Genomic DNA, 24559 nt, shown 5'->3' on the forward strand with positions numbered 1-24559 from the left:
TTCCGGTAATTTTCCTAACATAATTCGCAGGGTTTTATACCGTAAAGATACAAATTCCTGCAAATATATACAACTGTTTTTGATATTATTTTATTGAATCACAAAATATTAAGCGAATATTAAGGAGCGACTATTTCAGCCCCATCCCGCAAGGGTGGGGTATCGACATCCGTACCTTGTTCGGAGGGCTGAAGGCCTGAATTAAAGTCATTCTTATTTCTTCTATCGCGGAATCCGGGTTTAAGTGACAATCCGAGACTTCTGCAAAACTATTTTCCTCTTTCTTCGTATCTTTCCTCCATGAAGAAGTCCTTCTGTTCTCAACTTAGTTTTGCCGACCAAATCATTGCTCAGCGCAAAGTAAAAGAAGTGTTCTTTACCCAAATCAATCAGCTCGTTAATAGCTAAATACTTTTCAGATAAACTTCTCTCTGCGGCGGAGGTTCAGAAGTCCGGCCAGAAGAAAAACGATGCCTCCGACCGTCAGGAAAAGACGGCTTTTAAGGATCGTACTCTGCCAGACGAGGGGGTGCATCTCACGAGGCAGCGAGAAAGGATTGAGAAAAATGTTCCAGAACGAACGGCTGATCAGGTCGACGGCATTCATAAAGATAAAGAACAGCAGTCCCAGCACAATCATGATCACGGCCGTAGCGTTCCCGCTACGCGTCAAGGTGGAGAAGAGAAACGCGAGGTTACCGAAAAACAACATGGGGAATAGCAGTTGTGCGGCCATCTCGAAGACGGGTACGGGATAGAGCAGCCATCGGGCAAGCAAAGCAAAAAGCAGCAGGATGACATAGTCGGCCACGTAGACCATCAGCATACGCACGCCCCAGACCTTATAACGGTAGTCGGGGATGCCGAAGATGATCTCGAGCATGCGGCTGTCCTCATCGTTCTGAATCCCAAAGACCACGGGATAGAAGATCAGCAGCATACACGGGAAGAACAGCAAATAATAAATACTTTCTTCGTTGATCTCTACCCTGTCCCATGCCATCTGAAACATAAAGAAGGCAAAGAACACGAAGGCAGCCAACAGAAACCAAACGAACTTGCCGGCAAAGATAATCTTCAAGTTATAGCGCACCATCCGCCCGGCCAGAATGATATATTTTCTCATCTTCTACATGTTTTTTAATAAACACAAATAAGCGTCTTCGAGATTGGCCTCCGCCGGCACGGCATCGGGACGGGGCTGCACGGCCGAGAGATAACGCACCTGTATGCGATCGCCATCCTGAATATGATGCACGACGAACGACTTATCGAGCTCGTCGAACGCCTCCCTGTCGATGGAGAACTGCCACACCTTGCCTTCGGCCATGTGAACCATGCCTTCGGGTTGTCCGAAGTATTTCAACTGTCCCCTGTCGATGACGGCCACCTGATTGCACGAACTCGAAATATCCTCGATGATATGCGTCGAGAAGATGACGATACGTTCCTTACTCAGTTCGACTAGCAGATTACGAAAACGGATTCGCTCGCGCGGGTCAAGTCCCGCCGTAGGTTCATCGACCACGAGGATACGGGGCAGATGAAGGAGAATCAGGGCGATGCCGATCCGCTGCTTCATGCCGCCGGAGAAGGAACCGATCTTCTCGTCTCTCCGTTCATACATATTCACGGCTCGCAACACGTATTCGATCCGTTCGTCGCGCAAACGGTCGTCGGTCAGTCCTTTCAGGATAGCCTGATAGTCCAGAAACTCCCACGACGACATCTGCTCGTATGTGCCGAACTCCTGCGGCAGGAAGCCGATCAGCCCCTGCAACTCCTCACGGTAGACACGGGTGTCCAGCCCATTCACCCGAATACATCCGTAACTCTGCTCCAAAATACCCGTAACGATCCGCATCAGCGTCGATTTACCGGCTCCGTTAGGGCCCAGCAGACCGAACATCCCCGTCTTGATCTCGAACGATACGCCGCGCAACGCTTTGAACGGACGACGACGCTTGCCGAGCCACGGCACACTTTTGACCAGACGGAAGAACATACGTTTCAGCCCCGCAAAGCGACCGCCTACACGCTCGATGTTCACTTCCCTTTCATACAAGTATTGCGACGTGACATAAACAATCAACCCGCATCCCCACAAGAGAGCGGTAAGCACCATCAGAGACGGTTGACTGATCTTGCCCGACAAAACAACAAGCAGTACGGCAGGCACTCCCCAGAACAGGAGTCGGTTGAGGTAACGGAGCCCCCTTCTGTCGCCGAAACGGAAGAAGAGGTACATCCGTATTTTACGCCACAGGTACAGGGTCAACGCATATACGATAAATGAAAAGACAAAGATCCAGAACGAATGCTCCAAATACCCATAAGTGAAATAGACAATAAACGCGAACAATCCAAACAGCCAGCCGATATTCAGGAAGTCTTTGAACGAACGATACTCCTGCTGAATCCCCAGACGCTTACGCCGTTCCTGTCCGCTGTTCCACTGGCGGGCGAAACGTCCCGCACGGTCGTACACCTTCACAAGGTTACGGATGACGATCCGAATCTCCTGCTCAGGATGAATCACATCGGCTCTTGCCCGGCGCAAACTGGCCTTTACAAAGGCTGTGACTCCGGGAATGAGGATAACCAGCGTCACAACCGATACGGCCTGCCACAGCCAACTGTCGATATAGACATAGACGGCAAGCAGCCCGGCAAGCATCAGCCCGAGATGAAGCCATCGCACCCTGCGCGAGAGCGCACGGTACCATTGCAACGTATTCTCCAGCCCCATGTAAGCCGTGGGAAGGATGACCAGCGTCAGCAGCGACGAGAAAGTCAGTCCACCGATCACAGTAATCGCAAAAGGCGCTCCGATAGCTCCGGCATATTCCGTATCGCCCATGGCCAGCGGGAACATGGCGATAATCGTGGTGATACTTGTGATCAGAATCGGACGGATACGGGACAGCCCGGCCGTCATCAGCGCACGTTCGCGTCGGAAGCCCTGCTTGCGGAGAATGCGAGCATAGTCGATAAGGATGATGCCGTTGTTCACAACTACTCCAAGGAGGATCAAAAAGCCCGTCAGCGTATTGGCATTCAGCAGGCTGTTACCGGTCATAAGCAGAGCCAGCAGTGATCCGATAGCCGCCAGAGGAATGGAAAAGAGCAGTACGAACGGAGTCGATATCGATTCGAATACGCACGAGAGAATCATAAAGATCAGCACGAAGGCGGCAAGCAGGAGGAATTTAAAATCGGCGAACAGATCTTCTTCATGAACGACTTCAATGGCTACCCCGGCGGGCAGATTATAATTCGCGATATACCGGTCGATGTCGGCACGATACCCTTCGAGCAGTGTCTTCGACTCTTCGACACTGCGGGCGAACCGGTAACGCACTTCAAGTTGCTTGTCCTGATTCACACGTATGATACGTGAGCGTCCGTTGCTCTTGTGAAGAGTGGCCAGCTCGTGAAGGCGGTGCATTCCTCCCTGCTCGTCGGCAATGCGTACCTCTTTCAAGTCATCGACGGTTTGCTGTTTCTTTTCCCGCTCGGACGTCTTGTCCGGCAAATCTTCACGAATCACGATGTCGTAAGTCTTGTTACCCACTTTGAAGGTTGTTCCCGTAGCATATTCGGGCGTCAGCTGCGCCAGTCCTGTCGCGATATGACTTCGGGTGATGCCGTACGAAGCGAGCAGTAACGGATCGAAATGCAACCGCACTTCGGGCTGACGACGGGCCGACGGCATCCACGCATGTCCGACAAACTCCTGTGCGTCGAGGTAATACCGTATATCTTCGGCCACCACCTGCATCATGTCGTAGTCCGATCCTTTGATAACCACCCGCTCCTGATTATCCCCAATGCCCAGCAGCGTCATAAAAGCCATGGCCGCTCCTGCGCCGTCACCCCCACCGGAGCCGCTCATAGCTTCGGAGAACGAGATCTCGGCACCTCCCACAGCCGGCATCCGCGCTTGTGCGTCGGCCTTGATCTCAGCGATCTTACGCCTACCCGTCGTCTCGTAATCTTTCCGAAGAATCACGGTCAGCACGGCTTGCTCCTCCTGAACACGGCTGACGACATCCTGCTTCTCCGGGATCTCATGGAGACGTTCCTCGATCACCTTCACGATCTTATCCGTATGCTCCAGCGTGCTGCCCGTATGCATCGTGACATAGATATCGAAGCGGTCGGACTCAACTTCCCTGTTCTGACGGACGTTCATCGTCAGCGACAGAATCAGCGTCAGGAAAAGCAGTACGACGGCGCTCAACAGGGTGGCACCGGGATGACGCATGCACGTTTTGAGAAATACGAGGTAAATCTGCACAGGCCGTTGCAGCAGAGAAATCTTTTCGTAAAATACGCTCTCACCTTTTCGTCGCAAGATGCCGTAGGTTGCCATCGGAATAAACAGCAGGGCCACCCCCATCGACACCAGCAGGGTGGAAATAATTGAGACACCGATATGGTTGCCGATCAGTTTGATCATGAAATTATCGGAGAAGACGAACGGCAGGAATACGGTGATGGTTGTGAGCGTAGCGGCTATAATCGAACGCCAGACCTCTTTTGTCCCTTTCGTTACGGACTGCTCGGGCGATTCTCCCGCCGCCGACCGCCGATACACATTTTCGAGCACGACGACGCTGTTATCGAGCAGCATCCCGATAGCAAGCGCCATGCCGACGAGAGTCAGGCTGTTGATCGAGATGCCTGCCGCATAGAAGAAGTTAAAAGCCGTATATACGGACAAGGGGATAGACAAGGCGATGAAGAACACGAGACGGATATTCTTCAGGAAAAACCAGAGCACTAAGATGGCCAACAAGCCCCCTGTCAGCGCCAGACGAATGATCTGATCGATATTCTTCTCCATTGTTTCGGCCGTATCCGACTCGATCACGATCTCCACATCCTGTCCCTGCAAACGTTCATTGAGCCGGTCGATTACCGCCCGTGTACGATGCGACAGGTCGATGAGGTTCGTCTGGGCTTCGTTGACGAGCGCGACGGAGATCGCGTCCTTGCCGTTCACGCGGCTGAACGAGGTTTCTTTTTTCAGGTCGAAGCTGACGGTCGCCACGTCTTTCAGGAATACGGGGCCTTCGGCTACGACAAGATGCTCCAGCTCGGAGACCTGCGTGTACGCCGAATGCACATGAACGAAATAACGCGAATCAGCTTCCGTAACATTCCCTGCAAACATTTTCTCCTGCGTCTGACGATTCAGCAACTCACCGATCTTCGAGGCCGTCAGGTTCAACGCTTCACACACTTCCTTATGTAAACGGATCTCAATGGTTCGCTCCTGTCCGCCATACACATCGACGGCCGCCACCCCATCGATATGTTCAAGGTCGCGCCGAACCTCTTCTTCCACGACATTACGCACGCGATCCACTCCTCCCGAACCTCGTACCTGCAATGTCATAAAACGGTTCGCCATCATCGCCAGATCGACTTTCTGCACTTGCACGGTAAAGCCTTTCGGCAGCGATGAGGAGACTTCTTTCATCTTCTCTTCGAGCCTGAGATATGTCGTCTTGAAATTGATATCGGCCTTGAAATCGACCTGTATGGACGACTGGCGGCGGTTGATCTCGGAGCGTATCTTATCTACCCCTCCGACGGTGCTGATGGCTCCCTCGATCGGAATGATGACCTCGGTCTCGACATACGCCGGATCCATCTCCTGCTGAGACTGGACGGAGACGAACAGCACGGGCAATTCCGCATTGGGCAACAACTCCACAGGCAGCTGTTTGTAGGACACATACCCCAATAAGGTAAGCGCAATAAACAACATGCTGATGGTTACCCTTCTGTTTAAAAGAATGATCATCCTTCGCGTCTTACCTTACTTTTCAGTTGTTCGAATATATAGTAAATACACGGAATCACGACAAGACTCATCAAAGTAGACGTAATAAGTCCGCCGATGACAGCCACCGCCATGGCGGAGCGCAAGGCCGCTCCTTCGCCGATATGGAGCGACATGGGCAGCAAGGCCAGAATCGTCGTGAGCGTAGTCATCATGATCGGACGGATCCGCTGCCGGCCGGCCTCGACAATGGCCTCCGTAAGCTCCATCGTCGTCTTCAACTGGTTGATGCGTCCGACTAAAAGAATCGAGTTGTTCACCGCAATCCCGGCAAGCATAATCATCCCGATCACTCCCATGATATTGAGCATCATTCCGGTGATCCAGAAGATCAGTACGGCTCCCACCAGTGCCAGCGGAACAGTCAACAGGATGGTAAAAGGATGCAGCAACGATTCGAACTGCGATGCCAGCACCATGTATACAAGTACGACCGACAATAACAGCGCAAGCATCAGGCTGTTCATCGATTCCCGACGCTGCTCCTCCTCGCCCGTCACACGAATCGAATAACGTGAGGGCAACTCCACGTCCTCCACTGCCCGGCGTATGTCTCGCGCCACCTTATCGAGCGAGCGAGCTTCGTCTTTGTCGGCAAGAATCTTGTTGATACGGCTCTGATTCCGACGAAATATCTCCTTCGGGGCCTGCGTCGGGGTAATCGTCGCGATCTCGTGCAGCAGAAATTCCCGATTCCCGCTACGGATGACAAGGCGTTTCAATTCTTCTGCCGTAATATCGGGTACTTTGATGACGATATCACGCATCTCTCCCTTATATTCCATCTTGCCCACGTCCCGCCCCTGCAACTGTTGCTTTAACTGGGCAAGCACGGTCGAGGCCGTAATCTGATGAATACCGGCCATTGTACGGTCGAGGGTGATCAGCAGCTCGGGCGCTCCGTCGGCCATCGACGACTTGAGGTTATAAATCCCTTCGACCGATGCCATCCGTGCCATCACCTCGTCTGTGAGAGCCGCGATCTCTTTCGATTCTTCTCCTTTCACTTCCACGACAATCGGAGCCTCTTCATCTCCGAACAGCGAGCCCAGCGAGTAATCCTCCTGTTTGAACGTAAGTTCCAAGCCTTCGATCTCTTTCGTTGCTTCCACAAAACGCGATATGACTTTATCGGTCGACAAAGGCGATGCCTCCGAAAGCATGACCGTCAGCGTTGCCGTCGACTCTCCTTCAAATACCTCATGCTCCGATGCTCCTTCTCCGATATGGCTGTACACAGTAAGCAGGCTGTCGCCACTGATGGAGTGCAGCAGATATTCCAGATTATGCACTACGGCATCCGTGCGTTCGAGACGTGTGCCTTCCGGCAGTCTCAGTGAGACCGAGAACGCACGTCCGGCGGAGCGGGGTAAAAACTCCGTCCCGACGAATGGAGTAAGCAGGAACGTAACGACCAGCAATCCTACCGACAGACCGATCACCCACCAACGGCGTCGGAGAAACGAGGTGAGCAGCATGCCATACCGCTCGAACCGAACGGTTTTCGCTTGCCGCTGTATCTGCTTCCTCCCCGATAGCCGATCGTACAGCATGGGAATAATCAGCAAGGCAACAAATAAAGAGGACAGCAGCGAGAAAGCCACCGTCCACGCCTGCTCCTTGAACAGTTCGCCCGATGCTCCGTGCAGGTAGACGATTGGAAGAAAAACGACAATGGTCGTCAGTGTAGAAGCAATCACCGCGCCGGCTACTTCCGATGTTCCGGTGACAATAGCGTCTGCACGACTCAGCCCCCGCTCATGATTTCGAAAGATGCTTTCTATCACCACAATGGCATTATCGACGAGCATCCCTCCGCCAAGCGCGAGACCTCCCAGTGTCATGACGTTTAATGTCAGTCCGTTGAAGTACATCAGGTTAAATGTTGCCACGATCGAAATGGGGATCGACAGACTGACGATCAGCGTCGTCCCGATACGACGAAGAAAGACAAACAGCACTAACACGGCCAACAGCATCCCCAGCAAAGCCGTACTTTTCACTTCACCGATCGCCTGACTGATAAAAGTACCCTGATTGCGGATCACCTGAAAACGATAGCCGGGCAAAGCCTGTTCCATGGCTTTCAACTGTCGATCGATTCGATCGACCACCCGAACCGTATTATGCTGCATCTCCTTATAAACAGAGAGGCCGATGCAACGTTCGCCGTTGATACGCACGATGTTTTCGGGACGGGCATTTTCAAACCGGGCCGTAGCCACTTCGCGCAGATATATCGGTGCACGGTTCTCCGTTCCGCCATTTGCACGAGATGCTTCCGTCGATGCGACAGTCGGGCGATAGCTCACAATCAGATTCTCAAAATCGGCTTCGGAAGTAAAGAACGACGAGCTTTTCACCAAATACTGCAGTCCGAGTTCACTGACCCTTCCGCCCGATACGGTTTGATTATTCGCCTCAATTCCGGAGGCGATGTCTTCCATCGTCAAGCCGAACGCCTTTAACTTATAGGGATCGGTTCGTAAGGTCAGGACAGAGCGCTCTTCGCCGGAGAGTAATACTTCTCCTACCCCTTCTATACGCACCAGTTCGTTGCGCACGTAGTTCCCGGCCATCTTACGCAGCTCGGCCATATCGGTGATGGAACGATGCGACATGGCAATCAACATCACCGGATCGGTATTCGGATCATGCTGAGTGATGTTGAGAGACTCAATATCCGTGTTACGCGAAAAAGGCGCCATGGCTTTCTGCAAGTCTAAAAAGGCTTCGTCCATATCCTTATGCTGGACGTACGTGACCGTGATGCGTGCCGAGCCGGAACGAATCACCGAGGCGACCTGCGTGACGTCGCTCTGACGTATGGCCATCGACTCCATATTCTCTACGAACATCTTCTCCATCTCTTCGGGCGGACGTTCACCCGCCTTGATTTCTACGAACAGACGCGGAGCATTCATGTCGGGCAGTAAATCCACATTCAGACGATTGTACGAGATATTGCCGAGCAACACGATTGCCAGCACCACCATCGCCATGGTAATGGGATTGTTTACCGCAAACCGGATGATTTTTTTCATGTCATTGCGTAATCTTAAACTATACCTGTATTACCGTTTCACTGCATCGCGTTACTTCAGCACCTTTACCCGACTGTTTTCACGCAAGGTCTCAAACCCTTTGACGATAAGATGATCATGCTCGTTCAGCCCTTCCGTAACCTGAATAGACTCATCGTCTTCAAGACCTGTCCGTATCTGACGCGCAACAGCCGTATTCTTTTCCACTACATATACATATTTGCGGTCTCGTGCCGAGAGAACGGCGTGCTTCGGAATAATAATCGCACTGTCGGCCTGCTCCACAACGATATCGACTTTGATGAACATACCGGGACGCAGTTTCTGCCCGGCATTGTCGATCCGTATCCGTCCGGTGAAGGTGCGTGTCTCGGTACTGATAGCCGGAGAAAGTTCGCTGATCACACCTTTCAGCGTATCTTCGGGCAAGGTGTAGTGCGTCACATGGACCGGCTGATCGACCCTGATATACGGAATCGTACTTTCGGGCAAGTTCACATCCATGTACATACTCGTATACGACATGATACCGACCATCGGTTTCCCCTGCTCCACCCGACTGTCCGATGTATAATGAGGCAGAGAGACGATCACTCCGTTAAAAGGAGCCTTGATATTCATCTTTTCCAGACTGATATTGGCATTCTCCAGTTCGTACCGGGCATTGGCTGCTTTCACATCCGTATTACGCATCTCACTGAGGGTCACCCCTCCTTTCTCGTATAACGCCTTCTGCTTGCTTTGCTCCTGCCGGGCAATTTCAAGATTCAACGTTTTCGATTCCAACGCAATGCCATTCTCATATTCCTTATTTTCGAGGCGTATGATCAGTTGACCTTTCCTGACCCCATCACCCAACTTATACGGTTTGCCCGTCGCCGGATTACGCTGAAGGCCATACATTCCGCTCATCTCGGAGACAAGTTCGGCCGCACAGGCGGCCTGTGCCGTTCCCGTGGTATGAATAAGCTTGCTGATCGATCCTTTCCGAAGTTCCTGCACAGATACGGGGGTCTCCACATCGTTCTGATCGGATTGAGGTTTGGAACCGCATGCCGTAAGCGCAGCCAGTGCGGCTACGGCGAAGATTGTTTGGTATTTCATCATGAGGTATATCATTTATTTTTTACTCGAATACAGGAATGAATTTATTTATCTCTATGACGGGCATCGCCCAATGTCCGGACAGGAATTACCGGAGCGTTTTTCTCAAAATCGTACAGCGAAAGAATTTTCAGATTCAGCAACTCGATTTTATAATTGATCAACGTTTGCGAATAAGCGATCTTCTTATTGGACAGCTGGGTCTGAAACTGACTGATCTGCATACCGGTGAGGTCTCCTTCACGATATCTGGTCAAGTTCAGGTCATACGTCAGCTGCGCGTTCCTGACATTCTTTTCGGCAATGGTAATCTGTGTGCGGAGATTTTCGAGCCGGCGCCACACCTGACGGATATTCAGCTCGATGTCGAGCTTTTCATTTTCCTGCCGGAGCTTCGCGATTGTCTGTGCTGTCCGTTGCGCCTTCACACGCGCTTTCTTCTCTCCCCAATCAAAGATCGGAACGGTAAAGCTGATGGCGACACGGGGATTTTGCGTCGGATTATCGTAGACGCTTCCCAATCGCTCATTGTCACCGGTAATGCCGACCGATAAGGAGATATCTCCTTTAAATTCATTCAGGCTCTTCGTGCGGATCATTTGCAGTTCCGCCAACTCGATATCGATCTCACGCTGCCGAAGCTCCATCCGCGAATCGAGTCCGTTGCGGACAGCCTCCTCAAGACTGACGGCTACCGGACTGATTCCGATATCGGCCATGACACGAATCCGTTCGTGAAGAGGCAGGCCCAGTGCCTGCTTCAACTCGTCTTCCGCGTTGGCGAGCGCGACCAAACGTTCCTCGACCGTAGACTGTGCCGTGGCCAAATTCAACTCCGCCTGGTAAAGCTCCTCCCTGGCCGACAAATCGGCTTCGACCTTGTTTTTGATAATTTCGAAGCTCTGCCGGGCATTTTCCAACTCCTCCCTGCTGATCTCCAGGTTACTTTGCGCCATGTAAACCGTATAGAACCGATTCGTGATGTCTCGCTCGGTATTCAGGCGCTGAAGAGCATAATCGATCCCGGCATTTTCATAATCGAACTCAATCTGTTTCAGCTCCATCTTCCGACGGTTATACGTAAACACCGGCTGAGTGAACTGAAGATAAAGATTGTTGCTGAATGCTCTGTTGCGGTTTTCATGCCCTTCGACCACCGATGTGTTATTTTGCCACCCGAACCGGTTAATGAGCGAGAGCTCTCCATCCGTCCACAAGATAGGCTGCGTGACACGGAACGTCCCGCTTGAAGTCAACGACTCGTTCGTGTACCATTGCGACAGCCGGTTGTCGAAACGACGCGTCTTCGTATAATCAATCGGATCGAGGTTCAGAGAGAACCGGGATTTTAACGACGCCCGCTGCGCAACAAGCTGAAGCTGATACCGCTCCAGATTGAGCTTCGAGTTGATCAGGGTAGGATTGTGCTCTTCGGCGATGTCGAGTGCCTGCTCTATGGTCACCGACCGTTGCGCATACGCTTCTGAAGGCACGCCCCACATTCCCGCAAGCCACATCATCCCACTCACGTAAATCCTTAGCAATTGTTTGTTTATCATCATGTTTCTTTTCTATGCTGCTTCTTTGAGTTCATTCGCTTATTTTCTGACGATTTTCACGGCATCGGCTGTGACGGTTCTTAACTTCGTATCATCCGTCAATACGACACGTACCGTATCGCGGTTGAAATAATATGTGCCCAGCAGCCCCCATCCGTCTTCCGAACGTGCAAGGTCGATATACGCTTCTTCTTCCTCGTGATCATAACAGACCTTAAACCGATATTCCGTATGACCTGCCCCTCCTCCGCCACGTCCTCCTTCACGAAGTTCCTGAGGTTTATACACGTAATAGTAGAGGTCATATTGTCCGGCATGCGGGATCGGGATGCTCCATGTAGCCGTCTGATTTCCGCTTCCGCTCTTGATCACGTAGGCCGAACGGATATGCGCACCGTAATACTTATCGTTTGTCGTCAATGTCCATTGCAGCGGAGCACGCCATTGGGACACGCCCGAATAACGGAACGATTGATCGTTCTCCTTATCGAGCCACCGTGGCAGAAGACCGAACACTTCAGGTTTCGACAAGGCGAACAGCAAAGAGTCTTCATTATCTACGATCACCTCTCCGGACGTATCATCCGACAGAAGCGGCAGTACGAAGTCGCCTTCCTCTTCGATCGTCCGGTTCTGTTCACGCAGGATGTTTCCGACGGGTAAATCGATCTGCGCCGGCAGGTTTGCCGATATAAGTGTATGAACACGGAGTTTCCGCGGCGCTTCGTCCCAATGCGTCACGATGCGTTTCGTCTGATGCGGAGCGAAAGAGAGGGTGCGTTTCGTTCGCGGATCATACAAGTCGTTACGTCCTCCCGCATCGGTTTCCAGACGGATCGCACCCTCGTAATCGGAGGTATTGGTGATCTGTAAAGCCACAACATACGTCTCCTTATCGCGGTTCGTGACGTGTACGATACGGGGCGTTCCGACAATATATACAGGCAGCGGCGTAGGACGTTGCCATGCGCCGAGAGACACCCGGAGGTCTTTGCCGGTCATCGTGCCGAGTGTATCGAGCAGGTACTCGAAGCGCAGGTTTGTAAACCTGTTCCGTTGCAGGATGGCACGCAGCGAGTCACGACACGCACGGTATCCCATATCAATTTCGGCAGGAGCGAAGAGGCTGCTTGCCTTCAGCGACAGCACATCGTCGACCAGATTACGCAGTTCCGTATCGGAGAGCAGCTCCTTCAAGGGTCGCTGCTCCATCAGCAGATTTGCCTTTTCCTTATTGCTGATACCGTTCATCTCCCTGATCCAGTCGTTTTCTTCGGACTTGTCCTGCAGGTAGAGTTCGATCATGCGGTTGGCGACAGACCATTCCGACGAAAAGACATTGTATCTGAAATTATACAGTTGGGGAAAAAGCAAATAAGGATTGACCTCGGCAGAGACATTCTCCGTTCCGCGATCGAACGACCAGTTGAAATCGCTCTCTGTACGACGGAAGAGATGCATAAAGCTATTGAACGTACGGATGGCGGCTTCCTTATCGGTAATCTCACGTCCTTCCCAACGCGCCCATTTCTTTTCACGTTCGACCCTTCTCGCAACATCAGCCTCGTTGAACAGGCAACCTTTTTCGGGAAAGAAAATCATCTCGGGCTGTACTTTCTCCTGTGCCTGCGTCCATACTCTGGGATAGCTGTAAAACTGCACGGGCACTTCGACTACGGAGAAGCGGCGGAACGAATAATCGAGCGAATAATCGTGTTCGATCGACCGGCGAAACTCCCTGATCTGCGATGGAATGGTATCCGTAATCGAATCGAACGAAGCCGTAAAATCACCATGCCCCCGCAAATGCCAAATACTGTACTTCGTACTGTCCACCACGAGGCTTTTCTGCTCGTAGTCCCCCACGATGAGCGAGAGAGAAGGTGACGGAAAATCCGTTTCGTAGATAAACACCCGTTCTTTTTCCTTATCCGAAAAGAATGTAGCGGTGTCCAGCGTCGTTGGGAAAGGTTGCTGCCGTGTACCCTGTGAGAGAGCCATCAGGCTGTCTGTCGTACGCACCGTCAGCCGGAAACGACTGAAATACGTTTGCTGCCCATCGGTGCTGAGGCTGCTGTAGGAAGTGCCGGGACGCGGATACCAATACGCTTCGGGTGTAAAAAGCAGATAGTCGCGTTCCTGAAAGCTGTATTTCTTATCCATTCGGAACAGATCGTTCGCATACTCCTGCTGCAGGATGTCGGCAGGAATATCAAGGTAGCAAAAGCGGTCGTCGATGCGTCCTTCGTACTTCATGACGATCGAAAGGGAGTCTCCTTCGGCGAGTTCATGTCCGAGATCGACAAGGATGATCTGGCTCCTGCGCTCGAACGCTAACGGACGACCACCGGCTTCGACCTCGTACACGGTCAAGCCGGGATTGAGGCAGAATGTAAACACAGAACCGCGGGTGGCAGCCACTCCGTTCATGGACACCTCAGCAATAATCGTCGACGGCTGTTGGGTGAGGGAGATGTCGTAACGGTCGACAAGCATCTTCGGCGTGTGCACATACTCATTATTCAACGCGATATAATGCTGTCGCAGCTCCCCTTCTTCCCTGACGGAATCTACATGACGATAAGCTGCCGCGATACCTCCGAGAAAGAAGCAACAGCCGAGTGCCAGCCATCGATAGCGTCCGTACTTCGTGTTCGGCAACCGACGGAACAAAAACACGGCGAGGCAGACAAAGCCTAATCCAATCAGCAGATAAATCGCACGATGTATCATCAGCGCCTGCACGTTCGTAAAGCCGACGACAGACGATTTCACCAAAGGCAGGTTGTAGGTCATGTAATCGAAGAGATAGTAAAACCGATCGCCAACATAAAACAGAGTCAGTCCGATATACCCCAGCAGCAGTACGAAGGTCACTGCCTGATTTTTCAGGATAAGCATCAGGCAGATAGACAGTCCGAGGATATAGACGAGCGTAGGGATGCATATCAGGAAGAAATACGTGAGATAGGCCGTCCAGTCGATCGACACGCCCGACGCGAGGTTAAAGATCAGGACCATCGCAAGAATCATCAGGTCGAGGCGGAAGAACACGCTTAAAATCCCCCATATCTTACCCGCCACGTATTCGGCATTGCTGAGCGGATGAACATAAAACACCTCGGACGTATCGAGCTTTTTGTCCGACTTCAGAAACTCGGACGACAAAAAAACCGCGATCACCGCCTGCCCGGTATTAAGCAGCAACAGATTTACATACGGGATATTGGAGGGCAGCGATTTCATCAGCCAGTAGCCGTCGTCGCTAAGTAAAGCTGCAAAATTAAACAATGCCAGAATCAACACGGAAAGTACCAGAAAGACGCGGTAGAACCATGTACGGAGCAATAGCTTGCGTTCATACTTGGCGACAGACCGTATATTATTCCATACCGACATATTGGTTTGTCTTCTGTAATTGGATCAATCGTTCATCCACCGGTTCAACTTGTATTCCATGTAATATACATAGGCGTGCTCCAGATTGGGGGGATACGGTTCGGCGTCATATCCTTCGATCTTGTCGGCTACCACCTGTACTTCCCACCCCGTACCGGAGGGGATGGTCGATATCACAGGGTATTTCGCGTCGACAACGGGCATCTCGTCACTGCTGATATGCATCCGCCACACCTTCCCTTCGGCCTCTTGCAGCATCTCCCGGGGCGAGCCGAAAAACGCCACTTCACCTTTGTTCATCAACGCCATACAGTTGCATGTGCTCGATATGTCGCCGACGATATGGGTCGACAGGATGATCGTCACATCCTGCTTGCCCACTTCGGCCAACAGATTACGGAAACGGATGCGCTCCTCGGGATCTAGCCCCGTGGTCGGCTCATCGACGATGATCAGTCTGGGGCGATGTATCAATGCCTGAGCAATGCCCAGCCGACGTTTCATACCGCCGGACAGCTTATTGGCATAACGCTCCCTGACATCGAACAGCCCGACGCTCTCCAGCATGGCATCGACAGCTTGCCGACGCTCCCGCCGGCTGTTCATCCCCGACAGACGAGCCGCATAGTCAAGGAACTCATGCGTCTTGTATTTCGCAAAGAAACGGAAGTCCTGCGGCAGATAACCGAGTATCCGGCGCACTTCCCGACGCTGCTTACGCAAGTCGTAGCCGAACACATTCACCTCGCCCGACGTAGGCTCCATCAGCGCCACGAGGATACGCATCAGCGTCGATTTGCCGGCCCCGTTAGGCCCCAGCAGACCGAACATGCCCGTCGGTATCTCCATGTTGACGTCTTTCAGGGCATGGTTGCCGTTCGGATAGCGTTTGTTTAGCGAACGTATCGATATGTTGTTCATCTGTCTTTACCGGTTATCGTTTCCTATAACGCTGTTTTCACTTATCTTATTGTCTTGGAAAGCACCTTCGCCTTTCCCTTACCTGTAAAGGGTGCTTTCCCTTACCTGTAGAGGATGCTTTCCCTTACCTGTAAAGGATGCTTTCCCTTATGTGCGCCTCTCTTTGCTTAAGCGCCGGTCGCTCTTGCTTACGCGATATAGGTTTCCAACAATTTGGCCTGTGGGGTGGGCTTTAGGGTAACCGACTGTGTAGTTGCGGGAAAGAGCACGGTCTGTCCCTGCGAAATAGTCAGTTCGTTGCCGTTATCATCACGTAACTCAACGGAGCCGGTCATGCAGATATAAACAACAAACGAATCGAGCGTGGCATAATCGCGCATCATAGGTGTTTCCGTCTCCAGCAAGCGGGTAGTGAAGTACGGGCATTGCACTAGTTCGACGGCGGCGCCCGGTTGTGGCGTATAATGCGTCTGATAGTCGTTCTGAAACGTATAGTCGATCGCGTCTTTGGCCAGTTCGGTATGCAACTCGCGTCCCTTTCCGTCGGCACCTTTGCGGTTATAGTCGTAGATGCGGTAGGTGATATTGCTGGTCTGCTGTATCTCGGCGATGAAGCATCCCGCGCCGATGGCATGCACTCGTCCGGCAGGCAGGAAGAAGACGTCGCCCGCTGTCACGTTGTAACGCTTAAGCACCTCCATAATACTGTTGTCTTCGACTCGTCGCACGTATTCATCCGCATCGATGGGCTGCGAAAAGCCGCAATACAACGCAGCGTCGGAGGTAGCCTTGATTACGTACCACATCTCCGTTTTTCCGAATGAGTGATGACGTTTCTCGGCCAGCGCATCATCGGGGTGTACCTGAATGGAAAGATCGTCCCGGGCATCGATAAACTTGATGAGTAACGGAAAGCGTGTTCCGAACCGCTTCATCACTCCTGCTCCCAGCAGACTTTCGCCGTACTCGCGAATCAATTCGTCGATCGTTTTTCCTTTGTCGGCACCATACGTTACAACGGAAAAATCGCCGTCTACATGCGACAGTTCCCAGCTCTCTCCTATCTTTTCCTGTGTAGGAGTCATGCCCTTAAACGGACGGATATCCGTTCCTCCCCAGATGATTTCCTTTAAAATCGGTTGAAATAAATATGGATACATTATTTTATTTGTTGTTTGATTGTTTGTTCTATTTTGTTTGTTTTCTCCTCCTTCGACAGCTTCCACCACTGAAAGAGGAGAGCGAAGTTATTTTTTCAGCCAACGGAATGATTCAATATCGATTCCTCTAAAACAGTCGTCTGCGCACGTATTCGGAAAATACCCGCACAGTTTCAAAATGCCCTGGGTATCTGTTTCAAAATAGAGCGTATTCTGTTTTCTGTTTACCGTCAGGTACTTTCCGTACACTTCATAAAGTTCGTCCATCGTCAACGGCTTATCACCCTGCTCGTGTGTTCCGATATCGTTGACGGATTCGGTATAGACACACGTGGTATCGAAGAGAATACCACCTTCCTTTTTGTGACGGAAAGAACCGTCTGCATGCTGCAACGGAGTCACTTTATAGAAGCTGCGCGCCGTAACCGCTCCGTTTTCCACCTGTATATCCGTATAGCTCGCCCATCCCGTCCACGAAGAACGAGATACCCGATAAACATACGAATTCCCTTTCGTTTTCTTCAAATCAGCCCATTGGCTACGGCTGTTCTCATACGCGTTTCTTTCTGCAAACTCGTCGCTATCGCAACCGGATAGTCCGATAACGGCCAACAAGCAAACGAGGCCTAATAAATCTTTTGTTTTCATTGATCGTACATGTTTAAGTAAATGACTCATCTCTTTTTACATGACGTTATTCTTTCCTTTTTCGTGGCATCGTTTTTTTCTGTACCCGTCTTTTCGCTCTCTCTCTTTGTTCGACCGATAATGAACGAACTTCAGGTAGCCGTCTCAATACCATAGCCGTGCGCGCCGGGAGATACAGTTTCAGCCAGCCTTTATATTCTTTTTCGTAGAGCGGATCGTATTGCGTCAGATGTTCGATGGCATCGTCGGTTAATCCGTTTCCTCCGAAACGCGGGTCATCCGTATTTAATACAGTACGATAAGTGCCCGGAGGAGTCAGGAGACCATAATCGGTAAACGATTGCGCAGGACTGAAATTAAAGACGAACACGTATTCTCCACGCATGTAGGCCAGCACCTGATCACCGTCGTTATCCCACACCTTCTGTACGGACAACGCTTGAAAATCTTTTACGCTGCGGATCAATGCAAGCATCTCACGGTCAAAGTCACCCAGAAAGCGATATTTCAAGTTCGGATCATCGACCAGACTCCATTGTCGGCGAGCATACTTGTACGACCAGCCGTTACCTTCGCGCGGAAAATCAATCCATTCGGGATGTCCGAACTCGTTACCCATAAAGTTCAGGTAACCGCCATTGATGGTCGTGGCCGTCACGAGCCGGATCATTTTATGAAGCGCCAGTCCGCGCTCTACCATAAAGTGTCGGTCGTCCGCCTGCATGTGCCAATACATATCGGCATCGATGAGTCGGAAGATGATTGTTTTGTCTCCTACCAACGCCTGATCGTGGCTCTCGGCATAGCTGATGGTCTTCTCATCCGCCCGCCGATTCGTTGTCTCCCACCAGATCGCCGAAGGATGCCAGTCTTCATCTTTCTTCTCCTTCAGTATTTTGATCCAGAAATCCGGGATATTCATCGCCATGCGGTAATCGAACCCATAGCCGCCATCGGTTACTTTAACCGCCAGCCCCGGCATACCGCTGACTTCCTCCGCAATCGTCACGGCATGCGGATTAACTTCGTGTATCAGTTTGTTAGCCAGCGTCAGGTATGTTATCGCGTCATCGTCCTGATGACCGTTGTAATAGTCACCGTAGCTTAAGAAATCTTCGCCCAGCCCATGGCTGTAATAAAGCATCGAGGTGACACCGTCGAAACGAAAACCGTCGAAGCGATACTCATCCAGCCAGTATTTGCAGTTCGACAGCAGGAAATGCAACACCTCGTCCTTTCCGTAATCGAAGCAGAGCGAGTCCCATGCCTGATGTTCACGCCGGGCACCGGTATGGAAATACTGATAATACGAACCGTCGAAACGTCCGAGCCCCTCTGTTTCATTTTTCACGGCATGACTGTGCACGATGTCCATGATCACCGTCAATCCCATCCGATGAGCATCGTCGATGAGACGCTTCAACTCGTCGGGCGTGCCGAAGCGTGACGAAGGCGCGAAAAAACTGCTCACATGATACCCGAATGAACCGTAATACGGATGCTCCTGTATCGCCATGATCTGTATGGCATTATAACCGTCCTTCACGATACGCGGCAGAACGTGTGTACGGAATTCCTCATACGTACCTGTCTTCTCCTCTTCTGAAGCCATACCGATATGGCACTCGTAAATCAGCAGTGGCGACGTATCCGGCCGGAATGTCTTTACTTCAAACTGATACGGATTTTCGGGCGCCCAGACTTGCGCGGAGAAGATTTTGGTCTGCTCGTCCTGCACCACCCGACGGCACCATGCAGGGATACGCTCTCCGCAGCCCCCTTCCCATTCGATGAGTAACTTGTATAAATCTTCGTGATGGAGGGCAGTAGCCGGCAAAACGATCTCCCAGTTGCCGTTGTCGAGAGGTTGCAGACGATAACTCTCGTTCTTTTCCCAGCTGTTGAACGTCCCTATCAGATAGATAGCTGTGGCATGCGGCGCCCATTCACGGAACACCCATCCATCCTCCGTCCGGTGCAATCCGAAATACAGATAACCCGATGCGAATTCGGCAAGGGTTTGTTTCCCGCCACAAGTTAATGTTTTCTCTTTTTCTATCGTACGGTGATAACGTCCTTCGATAGCGTCCGAATAAGGTTTCAGCCAAGGATCATTCTGAATTAGAGTCAATTTTTCCATCTTCCGTTCTTATTTATGTTTATTCCAGAGACCATATCAGCAGCGAAGCATCTTGTCTTAAATCCATGCTTTACGGTTTTTTGCCGTATGTACAGCCCATCTTCGCAACCGATGCAAAGCTACAAGATAAATTTCAATTCACCCACAGGCCTATAAAAATAAAACTCAAAACGGCTATGTTTTTTTAATAGATGTGAGATGAACTTTTCAGGTTCATTCTTCTTTGTTTTTGGAGAATCGATGCTGCTGTTGGAGCGATAAAAGCAGAAAATTCTTTCAGTATCTCTATGCTCGAAGTAACCGTTTCAAATCACGCAAGAAGAACAGGAATTGGCATTCCCCATTTTTTTGTTTTGATATTTTTTCAGCAATAATTCGCACAAATATTTTGCAATTACATCTTTTTTCTTTTACTTTGCAACCGTTATCAAGATTTGAACAAGGTTTATGTATAATAATAACATCGGTATTCTTATTATTTCTATTCGACTTCTGGAAGAATCCAGGGGGTGGGATTGGAATATCGGTAACTGAAAAAGATACAAGCAGCATAAAAAGATAGCCTTTCTCACTCATTGAGTGGGAAAGGCTTTTTTGTTACAGAACACAAAGAGCTATATTTAACTTATGGAACGGATTTATATTTTCGACACGACCTTACGCGACGGGGAACAGGTTCCCGGGTGTCAGTTAAACACCATTGAGAAAATCCAAGTGGCCAAAGCCCTGGAGTTACTGGGGGTAGATGTGATTGAGGCCGGATTCCCGGTGTCCAGTCCCGGAGACTTCAACTCGGTGGTTGAGATCTCCAAAGCCGTCACCTGGCCCGTTATATGCGCGCTCACACGTGCGGTGGAAAAAGACATCGAAGTGGCTGCCGAATCGTTGAAACATGCCAAACGCAAACGGATCCATACCGGTATCGGCACATCGGACATGCACATCAAACACAAGTTCAACTCCAACCGCGAAGAGATCATCGAACGTGCAGTGAAAGCGGTGAAGTTTGCCCGCCGTTTTGTGGACGACGTGGAGTTCTACGCCGAGGACGCCGGACGCACCGACAACGAATACCTTGCACGGGTGGTACAGGCGGTGGTGAACGCTGGGGCAACCGTGATCAACATCCCCGACACCACGGGCTACTGTTTCCCGCACCAGTACGGAGCCAAAATAAAGTACCTCATCGATCACGTCGATTTGAAAGAGGCCATCCTCTCCACCCACTGCCATCAGGACCTGGGCATGGCTACGGCCAACACCCTTACAGGGGTGCTCAACGGTGCGCGGCAGGTGGAAGTAACCGTGAACGGAATCGGCGAACGTGCCGGAAACACCTCGCTCGAAGAGGTAGTGATGGCGCTCAAAAGCCACAGGGAACTGGGATTCGAGACGAACATTAACACAACCAAGATTCACTCGACGAGCCGACTTGTTTCGGCGCTGATGAACATGCCGGTACAGCCCAACAAGGCGATTGTGGGGCGGAACGCTTTCGCACACTCGTCGGGCATCCATCAGGACGGTGTGCTCAAGAATACGGATACCTACGAAATTATCGACCCTAAAGAGGTGGGCATCGACGACAACGCTATCGTCCTGACGGCAAGAAGCGGCCGTGCGGCGTTGAAAAACCGCCTGAGCCTGCTGGGTGTCGACCTCGATAACGGCAAACTCGACGACGTGTACCAGAAGTTCCTCGCGCTGGCCGACCGGAAAAAAGACATCAAAGACGACGACGTGCTGGCGTTGGCCGGCATCGAGTCGCGGCTGAACCGGATCAAGATCGATTACCTGCAAGTTACTTGCGGCGTAGGGCTACGCCATGTGGCGAGCATCGGGTTGAACATCGCCGGCGAGCACTTCGAAGCCTCCGCCACCGGAAACGGGCCGGTCGATGCGGCCATCAAAGCGGTTAAAAAGATTATCAGCCGCGAAATGGTGATTCAGGAGTTCCTCATTCAAGCCATCAACCGCGGAAGCGATGACGTAGGAAAAGTGCACATGCAGGTAGCACACAATGGCATGTTGTACTACGGCTTTTCGGCTAATACCGACATCGTTTCGGCGTCGGTCGAGGCCTTTATCGATGCGGTGAACAAGTTCGTGGAATAGCTCTCCGAAAAAGATTACGACAAAAATAATTTATTAAATAACAACGACAAAAATAGAAAATGACAAATCATACATCACAGACAAACAGTTCGAAGCCCTCGACCGGACAGAAGGGGGCGACCCTGTTCGATAAAATATGGGACGCTCACGTCGTTACCACGGTACAAGAGGGGCCTACCCAACTCTACATAGACCGTCACTTATGCCACGAGGTAACCAGTCCGCAAGCTTTTGCCGGACTTCGTGCGCGCGGACTGAAAGTATTCCGTCCCGAACAGACGACCCTGACGGCCGATCACAACATCCCTACCGTGGGACAGGACCAACCCATTCGCGATCAGATATCCCGTTTTCAAGTCGAAACGCTTGCCAAGAACGCACAGGAATTCGGGCTCACCTATTACGGACTGAATAATCCGAAGAACGGCATCGTGCACGTGGTAGGACCCGAAAACGGCTACACCCAGCCAGGCATGACGATCGTCTGCGGCGACAGCCACACCTCTACGCACGGCGCTTTCGGCGCCATTGCTTTCGGCATCGGCACGAGCGAGGTGGAGATGGTGCTGGCCTCGCAATGCATCTTGCAGACGCGCCCAAAGACAATGCGTGTGAATTTCGAGGGCAAACTGGGCAAAAATGTGGGAGCCAAAGACATGGCGCTCTATATGATTTCGCAGCTCACCACGGGTGGCGCGACCGGCTACTTCGTGGAATACGCCGGCGAGGCCGTCCGCAACCTTACCATGGAGGAGCGGATGACGCTCTGTAACCTGAGCATCGAGATGGGCGCCCGGGGCGGGCTGATCGCTCCGGACGAAACAACCTTCTCCTATTTGAAAGGGCGTGAGTTCGCTCCCAAGGGTGAGAAGTGGGAACAGGCGGTGGCCTATTGGAAAACGCTGAAAACCGATGCCGACGCGGTATTCGACAAAGAGGTCTCTTTCGACGTGTCGAACATCGGCCCGATGATCACCTACGGAACCAATCCCGGCATGGGCATGCCTGTCGACGGCGCCATCCCGCAAATGGAGGAGATCGATGAGGCGGGAAAAATATCGTTCGCAAAGTCGCTCGAATATATGGGTTTTGTTCCCGGCGAAAAGCTGGTAGGGAAAAGCATCGATTACGTGTTCCTGGGCAGTTGCACCAACGGCCGGATCGAAGATTTTCGGGTGTTCGCCCATTATGTGAAAGGGAAACGCAAGGCCGACCACGTAACGGCATGGCTCGTGCCCGGAAGCTGGCAGGTGCGCAAACAGATCGAAGCCGAAGGGCTGGACCGGATTCTGGAAGAGGCCGGATTCGAACTTCGTCAGCCCGGCTGTTCGGCCTGCTTGGCAATGAACGACGACAAAGTGCCCGCCGGCAAATATGCGGTATCTACCTCGAACCGGAACTTCGAAGGACGTCAGGGCCCGGGAGCGCGTACCATTTTGGCCGGCCCGCTGGTAGCGGCCGCCGCGGCAGTTACAGGGAAAATAACCAACCCGTAAAAAGAACGCAAATTACGCGAATAACACAAATTTCCGCAACATGGTAACACAAGAGAACGCTCCTGCTTCGGTTCCTAAAGAACTCGTAGACATTATTATCACACAATTCTATCGTGTTTACAACGACTTAGGATACGGCTTTCTTGAGAAAGTCTATAAGAATGCGATGTATTTTGCATTGACCGATTCAGGACTGAAATGCGAAGTGGAGAAAAACATAAAAGTGTACCATGACGGACGTGTAGTAGGAGATTATTTTGCCGATCTATTGGTTGAAGGCTGCATCATACTCGAACTAAAAACGTGCGGAAACATTGATCCGGCACACGAAGCTCAATTAATCAATTATCTGAAGGCAACAGAAATAGAAGTTGGCTATTTGCTGAATTTCGGCAGGAAAGCCACTTTTAAAAGGAAAGTATATTCAAATCAGAGAAAATTTTTATAATACAAAAAAGAACTTGCGCGAATTTGCGTTTTTTGTGCAATTTGCGTTCAAATAAGACTCATGGACAAATTTCAAACACTTACATCCACCTGTGTTCCGCTTCCCATCGAGAACGTGGACACAGACCAAATTATCCCGGCGCGCTTCCTGAAAGCGACCACGCGTGAAGGTTTCGGAAACAACCTTTTCGCCGACTGGCGTTACCACAAAGACGGTAGCCCGAAGTCCGACTTCGTACTCAACAATCCCACCTATTCCGGTCAGGTGCTGGTGGCGGGCAAGAACTTCGGAAGCGGCAGCAGCCGTGAACATGCCGCATGGGCTATTGCGGGTTACGGATTCAAGGTTGTCGTATCGAGCTTCTTCGCCGATATTTTCCGCAACAACGCCCTCAACAACGGCATTCTGCCTGTGGTAACGAGCGAAGGCTTCCTGAGCGAACTCTTCGCGTCGATCCACAACAACCCGAAAGCGACGGTTACGGTCCATCTGGAAGAGCAAACCATTCGGAACAACGAGACCGGCACGTCGGAATCGTACGAAATCAACTCCTATAAAAAAGAGTGTCTCCTGAAAGGACTCGACGACATCGATTTCCTGTTAAGCAACCAATCGCTGACGGAGGCGTGGGAGAGCAGGGCAAACCGGTTCTGACAACCTGCCTGCGGGTT

The 24559-nt window shown here is 51.4% G+C and carries 14 protein-coding genes; 4 read left to right on the top strand and 10 right to left on the bottom strand.

From position 1 onward, the window contains the following. Window positions 1-415 precede the first annotated feature (415 nt). The 10 genes from ACTTKA_RS06395 to ACTTKA_RS06440 all read right to left on the bottom strand — a co-directional run bounded on the left by ACTTKA_RS06395 (window position 416) and on the right by ACTTKA_RS06440 (window position 19829). Window positions 416-1126 carry a hypothetical protein gene (locus ACTTKA_RS06395; RefSeq protein ID WP_385993326.1) on the bottom strand — a complete coding sequence of 237 codons (711 nt, stop codon included), beginning with the start codon at window positions 1124-1126 and terminating at the stop codon, window positions 416-418. 3 nt (window positions 1127-1129) lie between these two features. Further along, on the bottom strand, window positions 1130-5815 hold the full coding sequence (locus tag ACTTKA_RS06400) for an efflux RND transporter permease subunit (protein WP_442724383.1): 4686 nt from the start codon (window positions 5813-5815) through the stop codon (window positions 1130-1132). After that, entirely contained in the window at window positions 5812-8898 is a 3087-nt protein-coding gene (locus tag ACTTKA_RS06405) for an efflux RND transporter permease subunit (protein WP_442724384.1), read from the bottom strand. Before ACTTKA_RS06405 ends, ACTTKA_RS06400 begins: the two co-directional genes overlap by 4 nt. Window positions 8899-8949: 51 nt before the next feature. Beyond that, window positions 8950-10005 carry an efflux RND transporter periplasmic adaptor subunit gene (locus tag ACTTKA_RS06410; protein WP_442724385.1) on the bottom strand — a complete coding sequence of 352 codons (1056 nt, stop codon included), beginning with the start codon at window positions 10003-10005 and terminating at the stop codon, window positions 8950-8952. 41 nt (window positions 10006-10046) lie between these two features. Beyond that, window positions 10047-11522 carry a TolC family protein gene (locus tag ACTTKA_RS06415; RefSeq protein ID WP_442724407.1) on the bottom strand — a complete coding sequence of 492 codons (1476 nt, stop codon included), beginning with the start codon at window positions 11520-11522 and terminating at the stop codon, window positions 10047-10049. A 78-nt stretch (window positions 11523-11600) separates the two neighbouring features. Beyond that, a complete protein-coding gene (locus tag ACTTKA_RS06420; RefSeq protein WP_442724386.1) occupies window positions 11601-14960 on the bottom strand; it encodes a golvesin C-terminal-like domain-containing protein in 3360 nt (1119 codons plus the stop codon). A 24-nt stretch (window positions 14961-14984) separates the two neighbouring features. After that, on the bottom strand, window positions 14985-15881 hold the full coding sequence (locus ACTTKA_RS06425) for an ABC transporter ATP-binding protein (protein WP_442724387.1): 897 nt from the start codon (window positions 15879-15881) through the stop codon (window positions 14985-14987). 188 nt (window positions 15882-16069) lie between these two features. Further along, window positions 16070-17044: a type I phosphomannose isomerase catalytic subunit gene (locus tag ACTTKA_RS06430; RefSeq protein WP_442724408.1), complete on the bottom strand. Its 975-nt coding sequence runs from the start codon at window positions 17042-17044 to the stop codon at window positions 16070-16072. Between the two features lie 84 nt (window positions 17045-17128). Next, entirely contained in the window at window positions 17129-17689 is a 561-nt protein-coding gene (locus ACTTKA_RS06435; RefSeq protein ID WP_442724388.1) for a hypothetical protein, read from the bottom strand. Window positions 17690-17735: 46 nt separating this feature from the next. Next, on the bottom strand, window positions 17736-19829 hold the full coding sequence (locus ACTTKA_RS06440) for an alpha amylase C-terminal domain-containing protein (protein ID WP_442724389.1): 2094 nt from the start codon (window positions 19827-19829) through the stop codon (window positions 17736-17738). A gap of 627 nt (window positions 19830-20456) precedes the next feature. On the opposite strand from ACTTKA_RS06440, the gene ACTTKA_RS06445 reads away from it, so the two are divergent. From ACTTKA_RS06445 to leuD, 4 genes are read left to right on the top strand one after another with little or no spacing between them, the layout of a single operon-like run. After that, window positions 20457-21944: a 2-isopropylmalate synthase gene (locus ACTTKA_RS06445; RefSeq protein WP_315287054.1), complete on the top strand. Its 1488-nt coding sequence runs from the start codon at window positions 20457-20459 to the stop codon at window positions 21942-21944. Between the two features lie 59 nt (window positions 21945-22003). Next, complete coding sequence (gene leuC, locus ACTTKA_RS06450) at window positions 22004-23440, top strand: 3-isopropylmalate dehydratase large subunit (RefSeq protein WP_442724390.1); 1437 nt, start codon at window positions 22004-22006, stop codon at window positions 23438-23440. Window positions 23441-23480: 40 nt separating this feature from the next. Then, window positions 23481-23888 (top strand): GxxExxY protein, encoded by a 408-nt coding sequence (locus ACTTKA_RS06455; RefSeq protein ID WP_442724391.1) that lies wholly within the window; start codon window positions 23481-23483, stop codon window positions 23886-23888. A gap of 60 nt (window positions 23889-23948) precedes the next feature. Beyond that, window positions 23949-24542, top strand: a complete 594-nt coding sequence (gene leuD, locus ACTTKA_RS06460) for a 3-isopropylmalate dehydratase small subunit (RefSeq protein WP_442724392.1) — start codon at window positions 23949-23951, stop codon at window positions 24540-24542. Window positions 24543-24559: the final 17 nt, after the last annotated feature.

Origin of the sequence: Tannerella sp. (assembly GCF_052170195.1) — a bacterium.
Lineage (GTDB): Bacteria > Bacteroidota > Bacteroidia > Bacteroidales > Tannerellaceae > Tannerella.

Bases quoted from the DNA above. Each gene is read 5' to 3' on its own strand.
- ACTTKA_RS06395 (WP_385993326.1), bottom strand. From the start codon at position 1,126: ATGAGAAAATATATCATTCTGGCCGGGCGGATGGTGCGCTATAACTTG.
- ACTTKA_RS06400 (WP_442724383.1), bottom strand. From the start codon at position 5,815: ATGATCATTCTTTTAAACAGAAGGGTAACCATCAGCATGTTGTTTATT.
- ACTTKA_RS06405 (WP_442724384.1), bottom strand. From the start codon at position 8,898: ATGAAAAAAATCATCCGGTTTGCGGTAAACAATCCCATTACCATGGCG.
- ACTTKA_RS06410 (WP_442724385.1), bottom strand. From the start codon at position 10,005: ATGATGAAATACCAAACAATCTTCGCCGTAGCCGCACTGGCTGCGCTT.
- ACTTKA_RS06415 (WP_442724407.1), bottom strand. From the start codon at position 11,522: ATGATGTGGCTTGCGGGAATGTGGGGCGTGCCTTCAGAAGCGTATGCG.
- ACTTKA_RS06420 (WP_442724386.1), bottom strand. From the start codon at position 14,960: ATGTCGGTATGGAATAATATACGGTCTGTCGCCAAGTATGAACGCAAG.
- ACTTKA_RS06425 (WP_442724387.1), bottom strand. From the start codon at position 15,881: ATGAACAACATATCGATACGTTCGCTAAACAAACGCTATCCGAACGGC.
- ACTTKA_RS06435 (WP_442724388.1), bottom strand. From the start codon at position 17,689: ATGAAAACAAAAGATTTATTAGGCCTCGTTTGCTTGTTGGCCGTTATC.
- ACTTKA_RS06440 (WP_442724389.1), bottom strand. From the start codon at position 19,829: ATGGAAAAATTGACTCTAATTCAGAATGATCCTTGGCTGAAACCTTAT.
- ACTTKA_RS06445 (WP_315287054.1), top strand. From the start codon at position 20,457: ATGGAACGGATTTATATTTTCGACACGACCTTACGCGACGGGGAACAG.
- leuC (WP_442724390.1), top strand. From the start codon at position 22,004: ATGACAAATCATACATCACAGACAAACAGTTCGAAGCCCTCGACCGGA.
- ACTTKA_RS06455 (WP_442724391.1), top strand. From the start codon at position 23,481: ATGGTAACACAAGAGAACGCTCCTGCTTCGGTTCCTAAAGAACTCGTA.
- leuD (WP_442724392.1), top strand. From the start codon at position 23,949: ATGGACAAATTTCAAACACTTACATCCACCTGTGTTCCGCTTCCCATC.